The organism is Polaribacter porphyrae (assembly GCF_002954685.1).
Taxonomy (GTDB): domain Bacteria; phylum Bacteroidota; class Bacteroidia; order Flavobacteriales; family Flavobacteriaceae; genus Polaribacter; species Polaribacter porphyrae.
Genome location: NZ_MSCN01000001.1, coordinates 1,839,818 through 1,862,281 on the forward strand (window position 1 = coordinate 1,839,818; position 22,464 = coordinate 1,862,281).

The 22,464-nt window shown below is 29.7% G+C and carries 27 protein-coding genes and 1 tRNA gene; 4 read left to right on the plus strand and 24 right to left on the minus strand.

All coding sequences use genetic code 11. From position 1 onward, the window contains the following. Positions 1 to 23: 23 nt before the first annotated feature. Entirely contained in the window at positions 24 to 617 is a 594-nt protein-coding gene (locus BTO18_RS08250) for a SprT-like domain-containing protein (RefSeq protein WP_437438434.1), read from the plus strand. Here the strand turns inward: BTO18_RS08250 and BTO18_RS08255 are convergent. The 5 genes from BTO18_RS08255 to BTO18_RS08275 form a co-directional block, all read right to left on the minus strand. Continuing rightward, on the minus strand, positions 614 to 2,077 hold the full coding sequence (locus BTO18_RS08255; RefSeq protein ID WP_105015765.1) for a TIGR00341 family protein: 1,464 nt from the start codon (positions 2,075 to 2,077) through the stop codon (positions 614 to 616). The two genes, BTO18_RS08250 and BTO18_RS08255, sit on opposite strands and share 4 nt — an antisense overlap. A gap of 54 nt (positions 2,078 to 2,131) precedes the next feature. Next, positions 2,132 to 2,668: a CIA30 family protein gene (locus tag BTO18_RS08260; RefSeq protein ID WP_105015766.1), complete on the minus strand. Its 537-nt coding sequence runs from the start codon at positions 2,666 to 2,668 to the stop codon at positions 2,132 to 2,134. A gap of 99 nt (positions 2,669 to 2,767) precedes the next feature. Next, positions 2,768 to 2,840: transfer RNA gene (locus tag BTO18_RS08265), tRNA-Lys, on the minus strand. A 62-nt stretch (positions 2,841 to 2,902) separates the two neighbouring features. Then, entirely contained in the window at positions 2,903 to 3,670 is a 768-nt protein-coding gene (locus BTO18_RS08270) for an ABC transporter ATP-binding protein (RefSeq protein ID WP_105015767.1), read from the minus strand. Next, positions 3,671 to 4,411 carry an MlaE family ABC transporter permease gene (locus BTO18_RS08275; RefSeq protein WP_105015768.1) on the minus strand — a complete coding sequence of 247 codons (741 nt, stop codon included), beginning with the start codon at positions 4,409 to 4,411 and terminating at the stop codon, positions 3,671 to 3,673. Positions 4,412 to 4,516: 105 nt separating this feature from the next. On the opposite strand from BTO18_RS08275, the gene pafA reads away from it, so the two are divergent. Further along, a complete protein-coding gene (gene pafA, locus BTO18_RS08280) occupies positions 4,517 to 6,145 on the plus strand; it encodes an alkaline phosphatase PafA (RefSeq protein WP_105015769.1) in 1,629 nt (542 codons plus the stop codon). A 5-nt stretch (positions 6,146 to 6,150) separates the two neighbouring features. Then, complete coding sequence (locus tag BTO18_RS08285) at positions 6,151 to 7,293, plus strand: T9SS type A sorting domain-containing protein (protein ID WP_105015770.1); 1,143 nt, start codon at positions 6,151 to 6,153, stop codon at positions 7,291 to 7,293. On the opposite strand, the gene BTO18_RS08290 is transcribed toward BTO18_RS08285, so the two are convergent. Together BTO18_RS08290 and ctlX are read right to left on the minus strand one after the other, a co-directional pair. Continuing rightward, the gene (locus tag BTO18_RS08290; RefSeq protein WP_105015771.1) at positions 7,283 to 7,957 is read right to left on the minus strand and encodes a PrsW family intramembrane metalloprotease; all 675 of its coding nucleotides are present in this window, start codon (positions 7,955 to 7,957) and stop codon (positions 7,283 to 7,285) included. The genes BTO18_RS08285 and BTO18_RS08290 overlap by 11 nt on opposite strands. Beyond that, positions 7,958 to 8,896, minus strand: coding sequence for a citrulline utilization hydrolase CtlX (ctlX, locus tag BTO18_RS08295; RefSeq protein WP_105015772.1), 939 nt, complete (start codon positions 8,894 to 8,896; stop codon positions 7,958 to 7,960). It abuts the gene before it with no gap. Between the two features lie 172 nt (positions 8,897 to 9,068). On the opposite strand from ctlX, the gene BTO18_RS08300 reads away from it, so the two are divergent. After that, positions 9,069 to 10,022 (plus strand): fasciclin domain-containing protein, encoded by a 954-nt coding sequence (locus BTO18_RS08300; RefSeq protein WP_105015773.1) that lies wholly within the window; start codon positions 9,069 to 9,071, stop codon positions 10,020 to 10,022. A 54-nt stretch (positions 10,023 to 10,076) separates the two neighbouring features. Here BTO18_RS08300 and BTO18_RS08305 read toward each other — a convergent pair whose 3' ends face one another. From BTO18_RS08305 to rplF, 17 genes are all read right to left on the minus strand, one after another. Then, positions 10,077 to 10,991 (minus strand): dimethylarginine dimethylaminohydrolase family protein, encoded by a 915-nt coding sequence (locus BTO18_RS08305; protein WP_105015774.1) that lies wholly within the window; start codon positions 10,989 to 10,991, stop codon positions 10,077 to 10,079. 67 nt (positions 10,992 to 11,058) lie between these two features. Next, positions 11,059 to 12,345 carry a citrate synthase gene (locus tag BTO18_RS08310; protein ID WP_105015775.1) on the minus strand — a complete coding sequence of 429 codons (1,287 nt, stop codon included), beginning with the start codon at positions 12,343 to 12,345 and terminating at the stop codon, positions 11,059 to 11,061. Between the two features lie 186 nt (positions 12,346 to 12,531). Then, positions 12,532 to 13,818, minus strand: a complete 1,287-nt coding sequence (gene eno, locus BTO18_RS08315; RefSeq protein ID WP_105015776.1) for a phosphopyruvate hydratase — start codon at positions 13,816 to 13,818, stop codon at positions 12,532 to 12,534. A gap of 263 nt (positions 13,819 to 14,081) precedes the next feature. Continuing rightward, complete coding sequence (gene carA, locus BTO18_RS08320) at positions 14,082 to 15,200, minus strand: glutamine-hydrolyzing carbamoyl-phosphate synthase small subunit (protein ID WP_105015777.1); 1,119 nt, start codon at positions 15,198 to 15,200, stop codon at positions 14,082 to 14,084. A 265-nt stretch (positions 15,201 to 15,465) separates the two neighbouring features. Beyond that, the gene (gene rplQ / locus BTO18_RS08325) at positions 15,466 to 15,948 is read right to left on the minus strand and encodes a 50S ribosomal protein L17 (RefSeq protein ID WP_105015778.1); all 483 of its coding nucleotides are present in this window, start codon (positions 15,946 to 15,948) and stop codon (positions 15,466 to 15,468) included. Positions 15,949 to 16,045: 97 nt separating this feature from the next. Further along, the gene (locus tag BTO18_RS08330; protein WP_105015779.1) at positions 16,046 to 17,038 is read right to left on the minus strand and encodes a DNA-directed RNA polymerase subunit alpha; all 993 of its coding nucleotides are present in this window, start codon (positions 17,036 to 17,038) and stop codon (positions 16,046 to 16,048) included. Between the two features lie 97 nt (positions 17,039 to 17,135). Then, positions 17,136 to 17,741, minus strand: coding sequence for a 30S ribosomal protein S4 (gene rpsD / locus BTO18_RS08335; protein WP_105015780.1), 606 nt, complete (start codon positions 17,739 to 17,741; stop codon positions 17,136 to 17,138). A gap of 121 nt (positions 17,742 to 17,862) precedes the next feature. Beyond that, entirely contained in the window at positions 17,863 to 18,246 is a 384-nt protein-coding gene (rpsK, locus tag BTO18_RS08340) for a 30S ribosomal protein S11 (RefSeq protein WP_105015781.1), read from the minus strand. Positions 18,247 to 18,325: 79 nt separating this feature from the next. Then, positions 18,326 to 18,691 carry a 30S ribosomal protein S13 gene (gene rpsM, locus BTO18_RS08345; RefSeq protein ID WP_105015782.1) on the minus strand — a complete coding sequence of 122 codons (366 nt, stop codon included), beginning with the start codon at positions 18,689 to 18,691 and terminating at the stop codon, positions 18,326 to 18,328. Beyond that, a complete protein-coding gene (gene ykgO / locus BTO18_RS08350; protein ID WP_004568720.1) occupies positions 18,691 to 18,807 on the minus strand; it encodes a type B 50S ribosomal protein L36 in 117 nt (38 codons plus the stop codon). Before ykgO ends, rpsM begins: the two co-directional genes overlap by 1 nt. Positions 18,808 to 18,820: 13 nt before the next feature. Then, on the minus strand, positions 18,821 to 19,036 hold the full coding sequence (infA, locus tag BTO18_RS08355; RefSeq protein ID WP_068206835.1) for a translation initiation factor IF-1: 216 nt from the start codon (positions 19,034 to 19,036) through the stop codon (positions 18,821 to 18,823). Position 19,037: 1 nt separating this feature from the next. Then, the gene (gene secY, locus BTO18_RS08360) at positions 19,038 to 20,360 is read right to left on the minus strand and encodes a preprotein translocase subunit SecY (RefSeq protein ID WP_105015783.1); all 1,323 of its coding nucleotides are present in this window, start codon (positions 20,358 to 20,360) and stop codon (positions 19,038 to 19,040) included. A 13-nt stretch (positions 20,361 to 20,373) separates the two neighbouring features. After that, complete coding sequence (gene rplO / locus BTO18_RS08365; RefSeq protein WP_105015784.1) at positions 20,374 to 20,826, minus strand: 50S ribosomal protein L15; 453 nt, start codon at positions 20,824 to 20,826, stop codon at positions 20,374 to 20,376. Between the two features lie 10 nt (positions 20,827 to 20,836). Next, positions 20,837 to 21,019, minus strand: a complete 183-nt coding sequence (rpmD, locus tag BTO18_RS08370) for a 50S ribosomal protein L30 (RefSeq protein WP_105015785.1) — start codon at positions 21,017 to 21,019, stop codon at positions 20,837 to 20,839. Between the two features lie 11 nt (positions 21,020 to 21,030). Continuing rightward, positions 21,031 to 21,555, minus strand: coding sequence for a 30S ribosomal protein S5 (gene rpsE, locus BTO18_RS08375; RefSeq protein ID WP_105015786.1), 525 nt, complete (start codon positions 21,553 to 21,555; stop codon positions 21,031 to 21,033). A 3-nt stretch (positions 21,556 to 21,558) separates the two neighbouring features. Continuing rightward, positions 21,559 to 21,903 (minus strand): 50S ribosomal protein L18, encoded by a 345-nt coding sequence (rplR, locus tag BTO18_RS08380; protein WP_105015787.1) that lies wholly within the window; start codon positions 21,901 to 21,903, stop codon positions 21,559 to 21,561. Positions 21,904 to 21,914: 11 nt separating this feature from the next. Further along, positions 21,915 to 22,460, minus strand: a complete 546-nt coding sequence (gene rplF, locus BTO18_RS08385; protein ID WP_105015788.1) for a 50S ribosomal protein L6 — start codon at positions 22,458 to 22,460, stop codon at positions 21,915 to 21,917. Between the last annotated feature and the right edge of the window lie 4 nt (positions 22,461 to 22,464).

A 22,464-nucleotide genomic window follows, 5' to 3' on the forward strand; every position in this document is an offset into this window, starting at 1 on the left:
AAGCTTTTAACTTTTAAATTTAAGTGAACAATATTCTGATAAAATATATTCCTGAAAGCTCAATTGATATGGTTCTGTATTTAATTGAACAAAACAATTTCAATTTAAAGATTGTTAATCAAAGACAAACAAAACATGGAGATTTTAGGCAATTACCTAATGGTAAATTTCAAATTACAGTAAATAATAATTTAAATCAATATCAGTTTCTGCTAACTTTAATTCATGAAATTGCACATCATATTACACATCAAAAATTTGGTAGAGTTCAAGCTCATGGCAAAGAATGGAAAACTGTTTTTCAGCATTTAATGTTACCTTTTCTAAAACCTGAAATTTATCCAAAAAACATACTACCACATTTAGCTAATTATTTAAAAAACCCAAAAGCTAGCACAGATTCTGATGCTAAACTTTCTTTGGCTCTACGAAATTTCGAAGCAGATAAGGGAAAAGAATTTATTTTTTCTCTTCCTGTAAATAGTTTGTTTTTATTTAGAGATGTAGTTTACAAAAAAGGAAATCACAGACGAACTAGAATTGAATGCGTGAGTATGAATAATAATAAAGTTTATTTATTCAATCAAAATGTAGAAGTCGAATTACTTAAAATTTAATTACCTCTTTTTATAAATAAGGTATCTAAACTCAACTCTTTTTGCAACCAAGTTCTTAACTCTCTCTCTTTTGGCGAAATAATACTATCTGGTAATCTAACATTCCATTTTATAGTTGCAATAGGTATGGTATCAATTTTAATAAAGTCTTTAGATGATAGCACATTTGCAAAATCAATCTTCTCAATATCTATATATCTAATTTTTGCATCTTTTGCTATTCTACTAAATGCAATTACTTTTTTATTTTTATTAAGTGCATCTTGCTCTATTCTATTATTTAAATCTGATATAGTTTCTTGTAAATCTGAAATCTGTTTTTGCAAACCAGATATAATATTTTTACTCTCTTGCAGCTCTGCTCTTTTTTCTTTGTAGGCAGAAGTTATTAAATCGAAACTTTTGGTATCACTCCCTTTAATTCTCAATTTAAAATCTTTAATTTTATAGTATTCTTTGCTGTTTAATTGATTGCTTAATAAATTCCTTTCACCATCAGTAACTTCATTAAAGAAACTTATTTTTATCTCTTTTTCGTCAATATCTAATTCAGGATCTCCTATTAACTGAAAATTTTCAATTTCTTTAACTTCATTTTTAATAAAGTTTTTTATCTGAAGTTCAATTTGACTTTCATTAAAAACTCTTAAAAAAGTAAAAATTGCAGGAATCATAACTGCTAAACCTGTAATTGTTGCAATAGTAGCATACCGTTTTCTTTTAGCCGCATTTGCATACTTATGCATAGGAAACTTTAATAGTTTTAACACTATAAAAGAAGCTAATGCAATAAAAATTGTATTTATAATAAACAAATACATTGCTCCAAAAAAGTATGGAAAATTACCTTTTGCCAAACCATAACCTGCTGTACATAAAGGAGGCATTAAAGCTGTAGCAATAGCAACACCAAAAATTACTGAAGCAATTGTACCTTTTTTAGTTCTAGCAACCATTAATGCTAAACCACCAAAAAAAGCAATTAAAACATCACGAATATCTGGGCTAACTCTGCCTAATAGTTCTGATGTATCTTCACTTAAAGGAAAAAAATAAAAGAACATAAATGATGCGAAAAGACTTAAACCAATCATTATGCCCAAATTGGATAATGATTTTTTAAAAGTATCTATATCATTTAATGCGAAAGACATACCTAAACCAAGAATTGGCCCCATTAGAGGAGAAATTAACATGGCTCCAATAACAACTGCAGTTGAATCTGCATTTAAACCAATTGAAGCTACAAAAACAGCAAAAATAAGAATCCAAGCTGTTGCACCTTTAAAAGGAATATCTGCTTTTATAGCATCGATTGTAGCTCTATGATCAGTATCTTCTCTAAAATCAAAAAGAACTGAAAGAAAATTATTAATACTTTCTATTGGACCAGCAATTTGCTCCTTTTTCTTTGGATTAAATTCTTGTTCTTGATTATTTATGTCTTTATTTTCTTCCATTTATCTTTATTAAGAACTTTGGAAAGATACAAAAAAACTAAATTGATATTTTTTTTATTGAAGGTATATTTTATCAATCTCTAATTGAAATTGTTCATTCTTCTTATTACCAATTAATATAGCCAATTCTTCTATTGATTCTTCAGAAAAATTTTCGATATTTAATTTTCTTCCTCTAAAAGTAGGATACATATCTGATAATTTAATTTCAATTAACGACCAGTTTTGAGTTGTAATGAATGGTTTTACATAAGAATAATAATCTTTACTATTATTTTTTATTCTTAACTGATAATTTTTACCATCTCCTTTTATCTTTAAAATAATTTTAGAATATTTAGCAACATTTTTTTTGCTAAATCTGTATCTAATAGATGAAAATCCTCCGTTATTTTTTGTAGAAACAAAACCATAAAAAATTCCATTTCCTACATCATTTATCTTCAAGTTTCCTTGAGATAAACCACCCATAACTCCATCATCTACAACTTGCCAAATAGAGATATTGGTATTCTTATTAAAATCAAAAATTATTGTTTTTTCATCACTCATAAAACAAAAAATAAAAAGTACTGTAAGTATTTTATTCATCTAAATTAATTCACTGAATAAAAATACTATTTAAAAAGAAGTTTTTTGTTAAAAAATAAAAAAACTCTGTAGTTAACTACAGAGTTTTTAAGGTTTTTGTGACCGGGCTGGGGCTCGAACCCAGGACCCTCTCCTTAAAAGGGAGATGCTCTACCAACTGAGCTACCAGGTCAATAATTTTCCTTTTTGCGGGTGCAAATATATAAGTTAATTTTAAAAAAACAAATACATTTTCTATTTTGTTTCATTTAAATAAGCTTCTCTGACTTTTTTAAATAAATTAGATGAATATACAAAATCTACAACTATCTTATTATCAGTCTTAAGCATATCTTCACTACTACCTTCCCATTCTTTTTTACCATCTTTTAAAAAAAGAATCTTTTCTCCTATTTCCATTACAGAGTTCATATCATGAGTATTAATTACAGTTGTAATTTGATATTCGTCTGTAATTTCTTGAATCAAATTATCGATAACTGTGGCAGTTTGAGGATCTAAACCAGAATTAGGTTCATCACAAAATAAATATTTAGGATTCATAACAATAGCTCTGGCAATTGCCACTCTTTTTTGCATTCCTCCAGATAATTCTGCAGGTAATTTTGTATTAGAATTTTCTAAATTTACTCTATCTAAAACAAAATTTACACGCTCTAACATTTCTGCTTGAGATTTTTTTGTAAACATCTTTAAAGGAAACATTACATTTTCTTCTACTGTTTGAGAATCAAACAATGCACTTCCTTGAAAAACCATACCTATTTCTTGCCTCCATTGTCTTTTTTCTTCAATAGTAAATTTTGTATTAATTCTACCATCAAAAGAAATTGTTCCTTCCTCTGGAGCATGCAAACCTATTAAAGATTTTAAAAAAACAGTTTTTCCTGCTCCACTTTGTCCAATTATTAAGTTTGTTTTTCCTGGGTGAAAAGTAGCATTTATTCCTTTTAATACTTTAACATCACCAAAACCCTTATGTAAATTTTTAACTTCTATCATTTATGTAAGTAACATTTGAGTTAAAAAATAATTTGCTACTACTATTAAAATGGTTGTCCAAACCACAGATTGTGTGCTTGCTTTACCAACGGCTATAGAGCCTCCTTTTACATAATAACCATGATAAGATGGTACAGTAGCAATTAAGAAAGCAAATATCAATGTTTTTATTATTGCATAGGTAATTAAAAAAGGATCAAATGTTGTTTGAAGTCCTTGTATATAATCTACACCACTAAATAAACCAGAAAGTACACCTGCTAACCAACCTCCAAAAATTCCTAAAGCCATAGCTAATACAATTAAAAAAGGATAAAAGAATACAGTTGCAATTACTTTTGGTAATACTAAATGACTTAAAGAATTTATACCCATAACTTCTAATGCATCAATTTGTTCAGTAACTCTCATTGTACCAATGCTAGAGGTAATATAAGAACCAACTTTACCTGCTAAAATGATTGAACAAAATGTAGGTGCAAATTCTAAAATGATTGAACGTTTTGCTGCAAAACCAATTAAAGAATCTGGAATAAAAGGACTATCTAAATTTAATGCAGTTTGTAAAGCAATAACTCCACCTATAAAAAACGATATAAAAGATATAATGCCTAAAGATTTTATACCTAACTCTTCTATTTCTTTAAACAAAGCTTCATAGAAAATCCTTCCTTTTTGAGGTTTTCTAAATATTTGTTTCAGCATTAAATAATATTTACCAATATGCTCTATGTAATTCACAGAATAAATTTTTATGCTAAATTAAGAAATAACATTAATACAATATTGATTATGTCTTATCAAAATAAAAATTAATTACTTTTGAAAAGAATTTATGTTACTTATATGAAAAGAATTTTCTTTTTTTTATTTATCTCCTTTATTGGGTGTAAACAAAAAACAAACAAATTAGAAAAACCAAAATTAGTTATTGGTGTTGTTGTGGATCAAATGAGGTACGATTATTTAACTCGATTTTCTAACAGATATGGAGAAAATGGTTTTAAACGATTAGTAAAAAAAGGATTTTCTTTAGAGAATGCTCACTACAATCACATTCCCACTTATACTGCTGTTGGCCATGCATCGATTTATACAGGAACTTCTCCAAAAAATCACGGAATTATTTCTAACAATTGGTATGATAAAGTTTTAAAAAAAAGTATTTATTGTGTTGATGACGATAGGTATAATACTGTTGGTAATAATAGTAATGCAGGTAAAAAATCTCCTTATAGAATGTTTACAACTACTGTAACAGATCAATTGCATCTGAGCCAGAATATGAAAGGAAAAACTATTGGGATTGCCATAAAGGATAGGTCTGCAATTTTACCTGCAGGACATTCCGCAAACGCTGCTTACTGGTTTCATGGTAGTAATAAAGGGCAATGGATTAGTTCTTCTTACTATATGAAAAATTTACCAAAATGGGTAACCGATTTTAATAATTCTGGAAAAGCAGATGAATATTTAAAAAGCCCTTGGAATACTCTATATGATATTAAAACATATACCAATAGTATTGCCGATAATAATAATTTTGAAAAGCTCTTTAAGGGTGAAGAAACTCCAACTTTTCCTCATGATATTCCTAAATTAAGAGCAAAAAATGGGGATTATAGTTTACTAAAACTAATTCCGTCTGGTAATACATTTACATTAGATTTTGCAAAAAAAGCTATCATTAATGAAAATTTAGGTAAAGAAAATCTAACAGATTTTTTAGCAATTAGTTTATCATCTACAGATTATATTGGTCATGATTTTGGGCCTACATCTGTAGAGATTGAGGATACATATTTAAGGCTAGATAGAGATCTAGCTAGTTTTTTAACTTTTCTTGATGCTAAAGTTGGTAAAAATAATTATACCATTTTCTTAACTGCAGATCATGCAGCTGTAGATATACCAGCTTATTTACAGTCGCAAAAAATACCTGCTCATTATTTAAATACAAAAAAATTTAAACCATTTATTCTAGATATTACTGAAAAATATTTTGGTTCTGTAGAAATTGTTGAAAATGTATCTAATTATCAAGTCTTTTTAAATAAAGAAAAAATTGAATCTTTAGGTTTAGATAAAAATACAGTAGCTCAAAAAATTGCTGATGAAGTGGTGAATTTTGAAGGTATTTATAAATCTGTAACTGCAAGAACTTTACAAACAACTCATTTTTCTGAAGGCATTTTTAATTCTCTTCAAAATGGTTACAATCAAAAACTTTCTGGTGATGTTATTATGATACCTTACCCAGCAACTTTAACAGGCGGAAAAAAAGGTACTTCACATGGTTCTGGCTATTCTTATGATACACACATACCTGTTATTTTTTACGGAAATGGTATCAAACAAGGGGTTTCTAAAAAAAGATATTATATTACTGATGTAGCACCAACAATTTCTAATTTATTAAAAATTGAGGCTCCAAATGCAACCTCTGGCAAAATTATAGGAGAAGTTTTTAAGTAGATAAGATGAGACATAAACTAATCTTTTTGTATTATTTTTTAATTTCATTTTCATTTTTTAGTCAAATTGATAATTTTAAAGAAAAATTTGAATTACCATCTAAAGTAGATGAGACTTCTGGATTATTGTTTTTCAATTCAAAAATTATTACTCATAATGACAGTGGTGATAGTGCAAATCTTTATGAAATTGATAGTTTAACAGGAAACCTTTTAAGAACCATATCTATAACAAATGCCACTAATATTGATTGGGAAGATATTACCGAAGACAAAAATCATATTTATATTGGTGATTTTGGTAATAATAATGGAACTAGAACAGATTTAACTATATATAAAATTTTAAAATCAGATTTCGTAAATAATAGCTCTGTAACGTCAGAAAAAATTACTTTTTCTTATGAAGATCAAACTAGTTTTACGAGTTCTAATAACCACAATTTTGACGCTGAAGCATTTGTTATTTATGAAAACTCCTTATTAATATTCACAAAGAATAGAGGTGATTTTAAAACTAATGTTTATAAGATACCAACTATAGTTGGAGATTACACAGCAACTAAAATTAGTACAGCAAATGTTAATGGACTAATTACTGGAGCTACTTATAATTTAGAAGATGACAGCTTTTTTTTATGTGGATATGATATTTCTCTCATCCCATTTCTGATTTATATAAATGAAAACAGAATGCTTGGAGAAGATATTTTCTTTTCTGGATTTAGTAAGTTTTCTTTAGAGAACAAACTAGGAAAAGGAAACCAAGTAGAAGGAATCACAACTATAAATAATACAGGTAGGTATTACATTTCTAGAGAGTTTGTATCTACAAATCAAGGAGGAATACAATTTACTTTTCCGCAAAAATTATATGAATTTTATGACACAGCGAATCCTATTTTATCGTTAGAAAAAAATGAATTAAGTCTTTTAAAAATTAGTCCTAACCCTAGTTCTAATCGAGTTTTTATAAACTCAAAATCAATCATTTCTATAATAGAAGTTTATAATTCGCTTGGTAGTAAAGTGGCTACTCATCAAAATAAAAAAGAAATTGATATATCTAATTTAGCAAACGGAATTTACTTTATAAAGGTTGAATTTGAAAATCATAAAAATATAGTAAGAAAGCTTATCAAATTTTAAAGTAAGAGCTTTGCTGATGTTTTCTTATTGCTTTTCTAGACAAGAAAATGCCTACAATTAGCGAAATAAAAGCACCTATAGCTATACCAGGTATAAAGTTGATAAATAAGAAAAAATCATAAGCTCCATGAAATAGAGTTGCCACTAATAAACCAATTAGATTTAATTGAACCCTATTTTTAGAAAATTTTGCTTTCCCCATAAAATAGCCCATTAAAATACCAAAAGTTGCATGAGCAGGCACAGCTGTAAACGCTCTAGTAAACCCAACATTTACACCATATTGAAAAACATATAGTATATTTTCTAAAGCTGCAAACCCCATAGAAACCATAACTGCATATACAATACCATCAAAAGGTTCATTAAATTCTTTACTTTTCTGTGCATAAAATCTTACAATAATATATTTGGAAAACTCTTCTACTAATGCAACTATTATAAAGGCTTTAATAAACTGTTGTAAGATACTTTTTGCATCAGTTACTACAAAAAAGTAATTACTTAAAAAGCTTAAGAAAAACGTTATTATTACACTTAAAAAAGCTCCTAGAAGAAAGTTTTTAATTAAAAAAGATATCGGTTCTTTTTCAAATTTATCTTTTACATATATAAAAACTATTATAATAGTAACTGGAGCTATAGCAAGCAATAACAAGTTCATTTATTGATTATTATTGGGTAAAAAAACCTCTGCTATCATACACCTTGCACTTCCACCTCCACAAGTTTCGATGGTCTCTAGAGAACTTGATAAAATAGCACAGTGTTTTTCTATTTTGGTAATTTGGTGTTGTGTTAAAGAATCGTGAGCAGCTTTACTCATTATCAAAAATAAATCATCATTATTATTTTTAACTTGAAGCATGTTTCCAGCAAAATTATGCATTTGCTTTTCTGTAATATCTATGATTTCTTTACCATCTTCCTTTAAATGTTTAATTACGTTTTTTCGCTCTTTTTTATCATCAATAGATGATAAACAAATAACAGCAAAAGTTTCTGCAATGCACATCATTACATTAGTGTGATAAATAGGTTTTCGCTCATTATTTACAGATTGATTTGCAACAAACAAAACAGGACTATATTCAAAATCTTCACAAAATTCTATTAATAAATCTTCATCAGCTCTTTCAGAAAGTGCACAATATGCTTTTCTATTTTGCCTATCAAGAATTAAACTTCCTGTACCTTCTAAAAATAAGCTATCTTCTTCTGCTGATGTGTAATCTACAATATTGCTAATTACAAAACCTTGTTTTTCTAGTTGATGTAAAATATCTTCTCTCCTCTCCTGCCTTCTATTTTCTGCAAACATAGGGTAAATAGCTACTGTACCATCCGCATGAAAAGAAACCCAATTATTTGGAAATATTGAATCTGGAGTATCAAACTCTTTTGTATCAGAAACAACAATTACATTGATATTATTTTCTCTCAATTTAGAAACATAATCATCAAATTCCTCTTGAGCTTTATTATTTATTTCAGTATTTTTTAAATCAATATCTTCTTGAAAGTAGTTGTTGACTTTAGTTTGCTCATTCATCCTAAAATTTATGGGACGAATCATTAAAATTGTATTTGTAGTTTGTTGCATTATCAAAAAAAAAACAAAATTATGCTTTTTTGAGTAAGTCTCATTTATAATATTTCAATAATTTTAGTTTTTGTTTTACTTTTTTTCAAAAATATTTAACAGTTAAAGATTTCAGTTTTGTTTAGCTTTGCAGTGAATATATTAAACAAAAATTAATTTAAAAAAATAAATTATGAAATTAATCTCAAAAGTATTTTTATTCGCACTTTTTATTTCTTTATCTTTTTCTTGTAGTGATGATGATGAAGCAGTAATAGAAACGAACACAATTGTTGATGTAGCAATTGAAAATAATTTATCGAGTCTAGTAGCAGCTGTTACTAGAGCTGAATTAGTAACTACATTATCTAGTAATGGAAACTTTACTGTATTGGCACCTACAAATACTGCATTTCAAACTTTTTTACAGACAAACGGTTATAATTCTGTGAATGATGTGCCAGTTGAGGTTTTAAAAAACATCTTAATGAACCACGTAATTACTGGAGAGTTAAAATCTACAGATTTAACTACTGGTTATCAAAAAACCAACGCAATCAGTGCAGCTTCTAATACAGAAATGTCAATATACGTTAATGTAGGTGCTCAAGTAAAATTTAATGGAACATCTACTGTTCAAATTCCTAATGTTGAAGCAGATAATGGAATTGTACATGTAGTTGATGCTGTTATAGATTTGCCTAGCATTGTTACTTTTGCTGTTGCAGATCCAAACTTTGAAAGTTTAGAACTAGCTTTAACCAGAGAAAGTGATTTCAATTATGTATCAACCTTATCTACAAAAGTAGGTACAAATCCAGCTCCTTTTACTGTATTTGCTCCAACTAATGATGCTTTTGCTAGTTTAATAGGAGAATTATCTAATGTAAACAGTTTAGGAGATATACCAAAAGCTACTTTAGAGTCTACTTTAAATACACATGTTATTGCTGGATTTAATTATAGGGCAACAGGTTTATCTAATAATATGACATTAAATACGTTAGGTGGACAACTTACTGTTGATTTAACAGGTTCTGTACCTAAATTAGTTGACCCGAATAGTAGAACAAGTGACATAACTGCAACAGATGTACAAGCAAACAATGGAGTGATTCATGCTATTAGAACTGTCGTATTAGAATAACAACAAATTGAAAAATTTAGATTACAAAAAAAGCTGCATTTTATGCAGCTTTTTTTATAATCTAATTAAAGGCATAGTAGAACACCTTAATAAACCTTCTTGCTTTGCAATTTCAGAATAGTTAACCTCTTCTACAATAAAATTCTCTTTTCTCAACCAATTATTTAACCTTGTAAAACTCTTTTCTGAAATAATTACATCTTCTGCAATAGAAAAAACATTGCTAAACATATTATACATTTCTTCTTTAGTGATTTCAAAAATATTCTCTTTCCCAAAATAGTTTACTAGCCAATTGTATTCTTCTTCAATTAAAAACCCATTTTTATGTAAAATGGCTTTACTTTTCCCTATAGGTTGGAAACAGCAATCTAAATGTAAAGCATTTTCTTTAGCATTAGTATTTGACTTTCTTAATTCAAAAGATTTTACTTTTTTATTTGGAAATAATTTTTGAATAGCTTCAACCGCTTCAATATTTGTTCTCGCAGTTATAAAATCAGCATAATCATTACCAGAATATGTTCCAATAAAAATATACTCATTCCAAGGCATTACGTCTCCACCTTCTACATGACATTCTTCTGGAAGTTGAATTATTTTATTCTTATCAATTTGTTTTATAACATGTGAAATAGCTTCAAATTCTTTATCTCTGTCTGGTAAAATGTTAGCTTTAATTAATTTATCTTCAATTACAAAAGCTATATCTCTAGAAAAAATTTGATTATAATTTTCAATTATTTCTGGTCTAAAAACGGTTACATTATATTTTTCAAATACTTTAGCAACTTCTTCCATTTCAGTAATCATGTCATTTTCTACTGGGTAAGTTCCTGCAAGGATATGTTCTCTACTTTTAGGATCATAACATTCTTCTAAAGTAGGAGTTTTACCATTGCTTTTAGCAGTACCTAAAACAACAGCCTTTAATCTAGAAGTTTCATTTTGAACGTTTAGTTGTAGCATAAAATTTATTTATAAAAAAAGCTTCATTTTTATGAAGCTTTTGTTTTACAAAATAATAACTTATTTTTTATCTATTTTCTATTTCTACAAAAGATCTTAAATTTTCTCCTGTATAAACTTGTCTAGGACGTCCAATAGGCTCCTTATTTAATCTCATTTCTTTCCATTGTGCAATCCAACCTGGTAAACGACCCAAAGCAAACATTACTGTAAACATTTCTACAGGAATACCCATTGCTCGATATATAATACCTGAATAAAAGTCTACATTAGGATATAGTTTTCTATCTACAAAATATGGATCACTTAAAGCTTCTTGCTCTAAACCTTTGGCGATATCTAAAATTGGATCTTCTATACCTAAATCATTTAAAACCTCATCAGCAGCTTTTTTTATTATTCTAGCTCTAGGATCAAAGTTTTTATAAACCCTGTGTCCAAAGCCCATCAATCTAAAAGGGTCATTCTTATCCTTTGCTTTTGCCATATATTTTTTAGTATCTCCACCATCAGCTTTTATTGCTTCTAACATTTCTAGAACTGCTTGATTAGCACCACCATGTAAAGGTCCCCAAAGAGCAGAGATTCCTGCTGATAAAGATGCAAATAGCCCTGCATGAGAAGAACCAACAATTCTTACTGTAGATGTTGAGCAGTTTTGCTCATGATCTGCATGTAAAATTAAAAGTTTGTCTAATGCATCTTTAATTATTGGGCTTATTTCATAAGACTCATTAGGTTGCTCAAACATCATTTTTAAAATATTCTCAACATAACCTAGAGAAGTAGAACCATAATTTAAAGGTAAACCTTGTTTTTTACGCATAGTCCAAGATACTAACACTGGGAATTTACCCAATATTTTAACTATAGAATTATACATATCTTCTTCAGAATCTACATTTACTGATGATGGATTAAATGCTGTTAATGCACTTGTTAAGGAAGATAAAACTCCCATTGGATGTGCAGTTTTTGGAAATGCATCTAGGATTTTCTTAATATCATCATCTACCACAGACTTAGATTTTATATCTGCATGAAACTTATTCAACTGTTCTTGAGTTGGTAAATTTCCGAAAATCAAAGCGTAAGCCACTTCTAAAAAATCTGCTTTTTCTGCTAATTCTTCTATTGAATAACCTCTGTATCTTAAGACACCTTTTTCTCCATCTAAAAAAGTTATTTCGCTTTCACAAGAACCTGTATTTTTAAATCCACGATCAATAGTAATTACTCCATTTGTTGCACCTCTTAATGTTTTTATATCTATGGCAACTTCATTTTCTGTACCTTTTGTTAAAGGGAATTCATAAGAATTTTCTCCTATTTGTAATTTAGCTATTTCTGACATTTATGACGTTTTAATTATAATTTCTCTCTATCGCGAAGATACCAATTTTTGAAAGATTTTGAAAGTAGGTAGAGATAGATTTTTAATATCAAAAAATAAGTTAGATTGATTTAACAATTCTTTAATAAAAAGAAAACAGCCTTACAAAATTGTAAGGCTGTTTTTGATTATTAAGAGTTTAGTAAATTAGATTTTAAAGGCATTTTCTTGAGGAAAATATCCTGTACTTCCTAATTCTTCCTCAATACGCAATAATTGATTATATTTTGCCATTCTATCTGATCGTGAAGCTGAACCAGTTTTAATTTGACCGCAATTTAATGCTACTGCTAAATCTGCAATTGTATTATCTTCTGTTTCCCCTGATCTATGGGACATTACTGAAGTATATCCAGCGTTCTTTGCCATATTTACTGCTGCTATAGTCTCTGTTAAAGAACCTATCTGATTAACTTTAATCAATATAGAGTTAGCTATACCGTTTGTAATACCTCTAGATAAGCGCTCTACATTTGTTACAAATAAGTCATCACCAACTAACTGAACTTTATCTCCAATTTTTTCAGTCAGATATTTCCAACCTTCCCAATCATTTTCATCCATACCATCTTCAATAGAAATAATAGGATAATTTGCGGCTAATTCAGCTAAATAATCTGCTTGTTCTTGAGATGAACGGATTTTTCCTGTTTCTCCTTCAAACTTTGCATAATTATATTTACCATCTACATAAAATTCTGCTGCTGCACAGTCTAAAGCTATTTTAATTTCATCTCCAAAAGAATATCCTGCATTTTTTACTGCTAATTCAATAGTATCTAATGCATCTTCAGTACCATCTAAAGTAGGTGCAAAACCACCTTCATCACCAACAGCTGTTGATAAATTTCTATCATGTAAAACTTTCTTTAAATTATGAAAAATTTCAGAGCCCATTTTCATAGCTTCAGTAAAGCTTTTAGCTTTTACTGGCATTACCATAAATTCTTGAAATGCTATAGGTGCATCAGAATGAGAACCTCCATTAATAATATTCATCATTGGTACTGGTAAAGTATTAGCAGATACTCCACCTACATATCTATATAAAGGCATACCTAGTTCATTAGCTGCTGCTTTAGCTGTTGCTAGAGAAACGCCTAAAATTGCATTAGCTCCTAATTTTGATTTATTTGATGTACCATCTAAATCTATCATTAATTGATCTATAGCATTTTGCTCAAATACAGAGACACCAAGCAACTCTTCAGCTATAATATTATTAACATTATCTACAGCTTTTAAAACCCCTTTACCCATGTAATCACTTCCACCATCTCTTAACTCAACTGCTTCGTGTTCACCTGTTGAAGCACCTGAAGGCACAGCTGCTCTTCCTTGTACTCCGTTTTCTGTAGTAACGTCTACTTCAACTGTTGGATTTCCTCTAGAATCAAAAATTTGACGTGCGTGAACATTTATAATAATACTCATAATATTGTTTGTTTAATTAATTTAATAATTTGTATGACTGCTAAATTACAAAATGTAACAATGATTTTATAAAATGCTTTTAATTAATTACGAAAACGTTTACTAAATAAATAGAATTAAAAAACCCACTCATAAATGAGTGGGAAAATTGCTATGAAAAAGAAATGTGATTTTTACATCACAGTGTAAATGTACTACTAGTTTGTTTCTAAAAAAAATTATTCAGATTAATAAACATTTTATATAGATGAATTACATAAAAGTTACGATAAAACTTTCTTTACACTCTTTATATTACTAATAAATTGATCAAATAAATATTCCGAATCATGTGGGCCAGGGCTAGCTTCTGGATGATATTGAACAGAAAAAACGTTCTTATTTTTCAATCTTATTCCTGCTACTGTATGATCGTTTAAATGAACGTGTGTAATTGCTACATTGTCATTTGCCTCTGTTTCTTCTCTATTGATAGCAAAACCGTGATTTTGAGAAGTAATTTCTCCTTTTCCTGTTAATAAATTTTTAACTGGATGGTTAATTCCTCTATGCCCATTATGCATTTTGTAAGTTGATATTCCTTGTGACAATGCAATAACTTGATGACCTAAACAAATACCAAATAATGGTAAATCTCTTTTGATGATTTCTTTTGCAACCTCTATAGCCTCTATTAATGGTTCTGGATCTCCAGGTCCATTTGAAATAAAATAGCCATCAGGATTAAAAGATTCTAAATCTGAAAAACTAGAGTTGTAAGGAAACACTTTTATATAAGCTCCTCTTTTTGCCAAATTTCTTAAAATATTCTTTTTGATACCAATGTCTAAAGCAGAAATTTTAATATCTGCATTTTCATCACCTACAAAATATGGTTCTTTTGTAGATACTTTAGAAGCCAATTCTAAACCTTCCATACTTGGTACTTCTGCTAATTGTTTTTTAAGCATACCAATGTTATCAACATCTGTAGAAATAATTGCATTCATTGCTCCATTATCTCTAATATAAGAAACCAATGCTCTTGTGTCTACATCTGAAATAGCCACTAAATTATGTTTTATAAACCAATCTTTTAAGTTTCCATTAGAATCTACTCTAGAGTGTGTAAAGCTAAAATTTCTACAAATTAAGCCTGAAATTTTAATTCCATCAGATTCTACTTCATTATCATTTACGCCATAATTACCAATATGAGCATTCGTTGCTACCATTAACTGACCAAAATAAGAAGGGTCTGTAAATATTTCTTGATATCCTGTCATACCTGTATTAAAACAGATTTCTCCTGTTGATGTTCCTTCTATTCCTACAGATTTACCATAAAAAATTGTTCCATCAGCTAATAAAACTAAAGCCTTTTTTCTTGTTTGATATTTCATTGATCCTTTTTGTGTTTCCTAAATGTCAAATTTACTAATTATAAGTTTTATTATTTACAATTTGATTTTGGGTTTTTAACAAAATTATTAAAAGACGTCATTTTGAGCGAAATAAAATGAAGTCAAAAAATCTGTTTTTTCTTTTTAATTAATTTAGACTTCTTCATTAAATCGAAATGACAAGTTAAATTACTTTTTGAAAACATAAAAAAAGGGATAAACATAAACGTTTATCCCTTTAATATAATTTAAAAAATCATCATTTTTATTCTTCTGATTTCTCTTCTGTCGCTGTTTCTTCTACTTGTGCAGATTCAGTTTTTTTACCTCCACCTCTTCTACTTCTTCTTGTAGATTTTTTAGCTTTCTTACCTTTTGGATTGTAGATTTCATTATAATCAACTAACTCAACCATAGCCATAGGAGCATTATCTCCTTGACGATTTCCTAACTTGATGATACGAACATAACCTCCTGGCCTGTCTGCAACTTTTACTGAAACCTCTCTAAAAAGTTCTGTTACAGCATATTTGTTACGTAAATAAGAGAATACAATACGTCTGTTGTGAGTTGTATCTGCTTTTGATTTAGTAATTAATGGTTCAACAAAAACTCTTAAAGCTTTTGCTTTTGCCACTGTTGTGTTAATACGTTTGTGTTCTATTAAAGAACAAGCCATATTAGCTAACATCGCTTTTCTGTGCGCTGTTTTTCTTCCTAAATGATTGTGTTTTTTTCCGTGTCTCATTTTGACGTTTGTTTTAAACCTTCATCTTGCATCTACCCATTTTGAGGAGCAAACTATGAAAGGTTTTTAATTTATATTCTCTAAAAAACTAATTGAATTAATCTCTATCTAATTTGTATTTTGTTAAATCCATACCAAAACTTAAGCCTTTAACAATCACTAACTCTTCTAATTCAGTTAATGATTTTTTACCAAAGTTTCTGAACTTCATTAAATCACTTTTGTTAAACGATACTAAATCTCCTAATGTATCTACTTCAGCAGCTTTTAAACAGTTTAAAGCTCTGACAGATAAATCCATATCGATTAATCTCGTTTTTAATAATTGACGCATATGTAATGACTCTTCATCATATGTTTCAGTTTGTGCAATTTCATCAGCCTCTAAAGTGATACGCTCATCAGAGAATAACATAAAGTGGTGAATTAATATTTTTGCAGCCTCTGTTAATGCATCTTTTGGATTGATTGAACCATCAGTATCGATATCAAAAACTAATTTTTCATAATCTGTTTTTTGCTCTACACGAAAGTTCTCAATTGCATATTTTACATTCTTTATTGGCGTGTATATAGAATCTGTAAAGATTGTTCCTATTGGTGCAGAAGCTTTTTTATTTTCTTCAGCAGGTACAAATCCTCTTCCTTTTTCTATTGTAATTTCTGCATTTAATTTTACAGATTTATCCATATTACAGATTACTAAATCTGGGTTCAATACTTGAAAACCAGAAATAAATTTCTGTAAATCTCCAGCTGTAAACTGTTCTTGACCAGATACTGAAATAGAAACAGTTTCTCTATCAGTTTCATCTATTTGTTTTTTAAAACGTACTTGTTTTAAATTTAAAATAATTTCTGTAACATCTTCTACAATTCCTGAAACTGTTGAAAATTCATGCTCAACACCATCAACTCTTAATGATGTAATTGCAAAACCTTCTAAAGATGATAATAATACTCTTCTTAAAGCATTACCTACTGTTAAGCCAAATCCTGGCTCTAAAGGTCTGAACTCAAATCTACCAGAAAAATCTGTAGATTCTATCATTATTACCTTATCTGGTTTTTGAAAATTTAAAATTGCCATATTTTTTCTTCGTTTTAATTGTTATCTAGTTGCGCGGTTTATAAGTTTGAAGAAATACGAACAAACCCTTTAGCCAAATACCAATATGATTAAATTATTATTTAGAATATAATTCTACGATTAATTGTTCCTTAATGTTTTCAGGAATTTGTAATCTTTCTGGAGCTTTTACAAAAGTACCAGTTTTAGTATCGTTGTTGAATGTTAACCACTCAAAAACGTTGTTAGTAGATGCCAATGAATCTTCAATAGCTACTAAAGACTTTGACTTTTCTCTAACTGCTACCACATCTCCTTCTTTTAATTGGTAAGATGGAATGTTTACGATTCCACCATTTACAGTGATGTGTCTGTGTGAAACTAATTGACGAGCTCCACTTCTAGATTTAGAAATACCCATTCTGTAAACTACGTTGTCTAAACGAGATTCACATAATTGTAATAAGATTTCACCTGTGATTCCTTGAGAAGCTGATGCTTTTTTAAATAAGTTACTAAACTGACGCTCTAAAATACCATATGTATATTTAGCCTTTTGCTTCTCCATTAATTGAGTTGCATATTCAGATTTTTTTCCTCTTCTTCTTGCGTTTCCATGTTGTCCTGGAGGAAAATTTCTTTTTTCGAAGTTTTTGTCTTCACCAAAAATTGCTTCACCAAATTTACGAGCAATTTTAGTTTTTGGTCCTGTATATCTTGCCATTTCTGTTTTTGTTATGGATAGGGATTATGAATTAAGGCTTATCCTTCGCTAATCTGAATCCTATCAAGTTAAAATATAATTGATATTCTATTTTTAATGATAAACTGATTAAAAATCCAGTTTAAACTCTTCTTCTTTTAGGTGGACGACATCCATTGTGAGGAATTGGAGTAACATCAATAATTTCAGTTACTTCTATGCCTGCATTATGAATGGATCTAATTGCAGATTCTCTACCATTACCTGGTCCTTTTACATACACTTTTACTTTACGTAAACCTGCATCTTTTGCAACTGCTGCACAATCTTCTGCTGCTAATTGAGCTGCATAAGGAGTATTCTTTTTAGAACCTCTAAAACCCATTTTACCAGCTGATGACCAAGAAATTACATCACCTTTTTTATTTGTTAAAGAAATAATGATATTGTTAAATGAAGCTGTTACGTGTGCCTCACCAATAGCATCAATAATTACTTTACGCTTTTTTGAACTTGCTTTTGCCATAATTGTTGTTGTTTAGTTTTTGCTTTAGTAAATTGTACTTAATACTTCACACTAAAACTCCACTAGGTTAATCTCTAACTTATTTTTTCTTGTTAGCTACTGTTTTTCTCTTACCTTTTCTGGTACGAGAATTATTTTTTGTTCTTTGTCCTCTTAAAGGAAGTCCCATTCTGTGACGAATTCCTCTCTGACAACCAATATCCATTAAACGCTTAATGTTTATTTGAACCTCTGAACGTAACTCTCCTTCTATTGTAAAATTACCTACCTGTTCTCTAATTGCTGCGATTTGGTCATCTGTCCAGTCTTGAACTTTAATGCTTTCATCAACCTTTGCTTTTGCTAAAACTTCTTTAGCTCTGCTGTTTCCTATACCAAAGATGTAAGTTAAAGCAATAACTCCTCTTTTATTCTTTGGAATATCAATACCTGCTATTCTTGCCATTACCCTTGTCTTTGTTTAAATCTAGGATTTTGTTTATTAATCACGTATAATCTACCTTTTCTGCGAACTATTTTGCAGTCGGCACTTCTTTTTTTAACTGATGCTCTAACTTTCATCTGTTTCGTTTTTTTAGTATCTGTAAGTAATTCTTGCTTTTGTTAAATCGTAAGGACTCATTTCTAATTTTACCTTATCTCCAGGTAATAATTTAATGTAGTGCATACGCATTTTTCCTGAAATATGAGCGGTTACAATGTGCCCATTTTCTAATTCTACACGAAACATTGCATTAGATAATGCTTCTGTAATTGTTCCATCTTGTTGAATAGCAGGTTGTTTAGCCATTTTACTTATTCGATTTTCTGTTACTATTTCCTGTTTTCATTAAACCATCATAATGACGATTTAATAAATATGAATTTATTTGTTGTAAGGTATCAATTGCAACACCAACCATAATGATTAGTGATGTTCCTCCATAAAACATTGCCCAACTTTGTTGTACTCCAAACTGAACTACAATTGCTGGTAAAATTGATAATGCCGCTAAAAATAATGATCCTGGAAAAGTAATTCTTGACAACACAGAATCTAATCTATCAGCAGTATCTTTTCCTGGTCTAATCCCTGGAATAAAACCACCACTTCTTTTTAAGTCTTCAGCCATTTTATTCGTAGGAATAGTAATAGCTGTGTAGAAATAACTGAATATGATGATTAATAAAGCAAAAATCACATTATACCATAAACCATTTATATCTTGTAAACTTGCTATTGCTGGAAATTTTTGTGCTAATGCTACTGGTAAAAACATAATTGCTTGTGCAAAAATGATAGGCATTACACCTGCTGCATTCAATTTTAAAGGAATATAATCTCTTGAACCTGCAACATTTTGTATATTTCCAGCAACCGTTCTTCTTGCATATTGTACTGCAATTTTACGAACAGCAGTAACTAATAATACAGTTAATAAAATTACTATAAACCAAACTATAACCTCAATTAATATCATCATAACACCACCTGCACCTGCGTTTGTTGTTTTTGCAACAAATTCTTGTAAAAATGCTGCAGGAAAGTTTGCTATAATACCCACAGTAATTAATAATGAAATTCCATTACCAACTCCTTTATCCGTAATACGCTCCCCTAACCACATTGCAAAAATTGTACCAGCAGTTAAAATAATTATTGATGAAATCCAAAATGTAGCTCCACTTACTAAAAAAGCCTCTGGTCCTAAACCAAATTGTGTTTTAATTGCTGTAATGTAGGTTGGTGCTTGAACTAAAGTAATACCTATAGTCAACCATCTTGTTATTTGTGTAATTTTCTTACGTCCACTCTCACCATCTTTTTGTAGCTTCTGCAAATAAGGAACTGCTATTCCCATTAATTGAACTACAATAGATGCAGAAATATATGGCATAATACCCAGTGCCATTACTGACGCTCTAGCAAATGCTCCTCCTGTAAATGCATTCAATAAACCCAAAAGACCTCCATCTGTACTATCTTTTAATGCAGCTAATTGTAATGGATCTACTCCTGGTAAAGGAACAGCAGCCATAAAACGATATACAGCAATTAAACCAATAGTAAGAAGAATTTTATTTTTTAATTCTTCAATGCTAAAAATCTCTTTTAATCTATTAATTAAATTCATCATTTACTTAATATTATAAACTAACAGCTTCTCCTCCAGCAGCTTCAATAGCCGCTTTTGCTGATGTTGAAAATTTATGTACAGTTATGTTTAATTTTGCTTTTAGCTCTCCATTTCCTAATATTTTTACTAGGTCATTTTTGCTTGCTAATCTATTGGCAACTAAAATATCTAAATTTACTGTATCTGTTATTTTTCCATTATCAACTAAAGATTGTAATTTATCTAAATTGATACCTTGATATTCTTTTCTATTGATATTTGTGAAACCAAATTTGGGTACACGTCTTTGAAGTGGCATTTGACCACCTTCAAAACCAATTTTACGAGAATAACCTGAACGAGATTTTGCCCCTTTGTGACCTCTTGTAGAAGTTCCTCCATGACCAGAACCTTCACCACGTGCGATTCTTTTCCCTTTTTTTACAGATCCTTCTGCTGGTGTTAAGTTATGTAAACTACTCATTTTAAATATCTTATTTTAATTTCTCTACAGAAACTAAATGTGAAACTTTATTTACCATACCAACAATTGAAGGAGTTGCCTCATGCTCAACAGTTTGGTTTAATCTACGTAAACCTAAAGCTTCTAAAGTTCTCTTCTGATTCTTAAGACGCCCGATTTGACTTTTTATTTGTGTTACTTTAATTTTTGCCATCTCTTTTAGATTTATCCGTTAAATACTTTTTCTAAAGAAATTCCTCTTTGCTTCGCAATTGCAACTGCACTACGCAATTGTAGTAAGGCATCAAAAGTTGCTTTTACTGCATTGTGAGGATTAGAAGAACCTTGAGATTTAGATAATACATCATGTACACCTACAGACTCTAGTACTGCACGTACTGCACCACCAGCAATAACCCCTGTACCAGGAGAAGCAGGCTTAATAAATACTTTTGCACCACCAAACTTACCTTTTTGCTCATGAGGCAATGTACCTTCTAAAATTGGTATTCTTACTAAATTTTTCTTTGCATCTTCAACTGCTTTTGCAATTGCAGAAGAAACATCTTTAGATTTTCCTAATCCGTGTCCAACAACACCATTACCATCACCAACAACTACGATTGCAGAGAAACCAAATGCTCTACCACCTTTTGTTACTTTTGTTACACGTTGTACACCTACTAACCTATCTACAAGCTCTAATCCACTTGGTTTAACTCTTTCTACGTTTTTATAACCTTGCATAATTTCTTAAAATTTTAAACCAGCTTCTCTTGCAGCGTCTGCTAATACTTTAACTCTACCATGGTATAAATAACCATTTCTATCGAAAGCAACTGTTTCTACTCCAACTTTAGTAGCTTTTTCAGCAATTGATTTACCAACTGCTGCAGAAGCTTCTGCTTTTGTACTTGCTTTTATATCTCTTGATGAAACTGAAGCTAATGTTACTCCGTTTACATCGTCTACTAATTGAGCGTAAATTTCTTTATTACTTCTAAAAACCGTTAATCTTGGTTTAGCAGCAGTTCCAGAAACTATCTTTCTAATTCTACGCTTAATTCTAGCTCTTCTTTCTAACTTTGTTAATGCCATAATGCTATGAATTATGCAGATTTACCTGCTTTTCTTCTTAATACTTCACCTACAAACTTAACTCCTTTACCTTTATATGGCTCTGGCTTACGGAAACCTCTAATTTTCGCAGCAACTTGACCAACTAATTGTTTGTCGTAAGAAGTTAATTTTACGATTGGATTTTTTCCTTTTTCTGATACTGTTTCTACTTTAACTTCTGGAGCTAATTCTAAAACAATATTGTGAGAAAATCCTAAAGCTAAATCTAATTTTTGTCCTTGATTAGAAGCTCTATAACCTACTCCAACCAATTCCAACTCTTTAGTCCAACCTTTTGATACACCTTGAATCATATTATTGATTAAAGCTCTCATTAAACCGTGTTGTGCTTTATGGTCTTTACTTTCTGACGCTCTTTCAAGTACTATTTGAGCATCTTCTACTTTTACTGTAATACCATCAGAAATAGTTTGAGTTAATTCTCCTAACTTCCCTTTAACAGTAATTACATTTTCTTTTATGTTTACATCTACACCTTGTGCGATGCTAACGGGATTTTTTCCTATTCTACTCATCTCT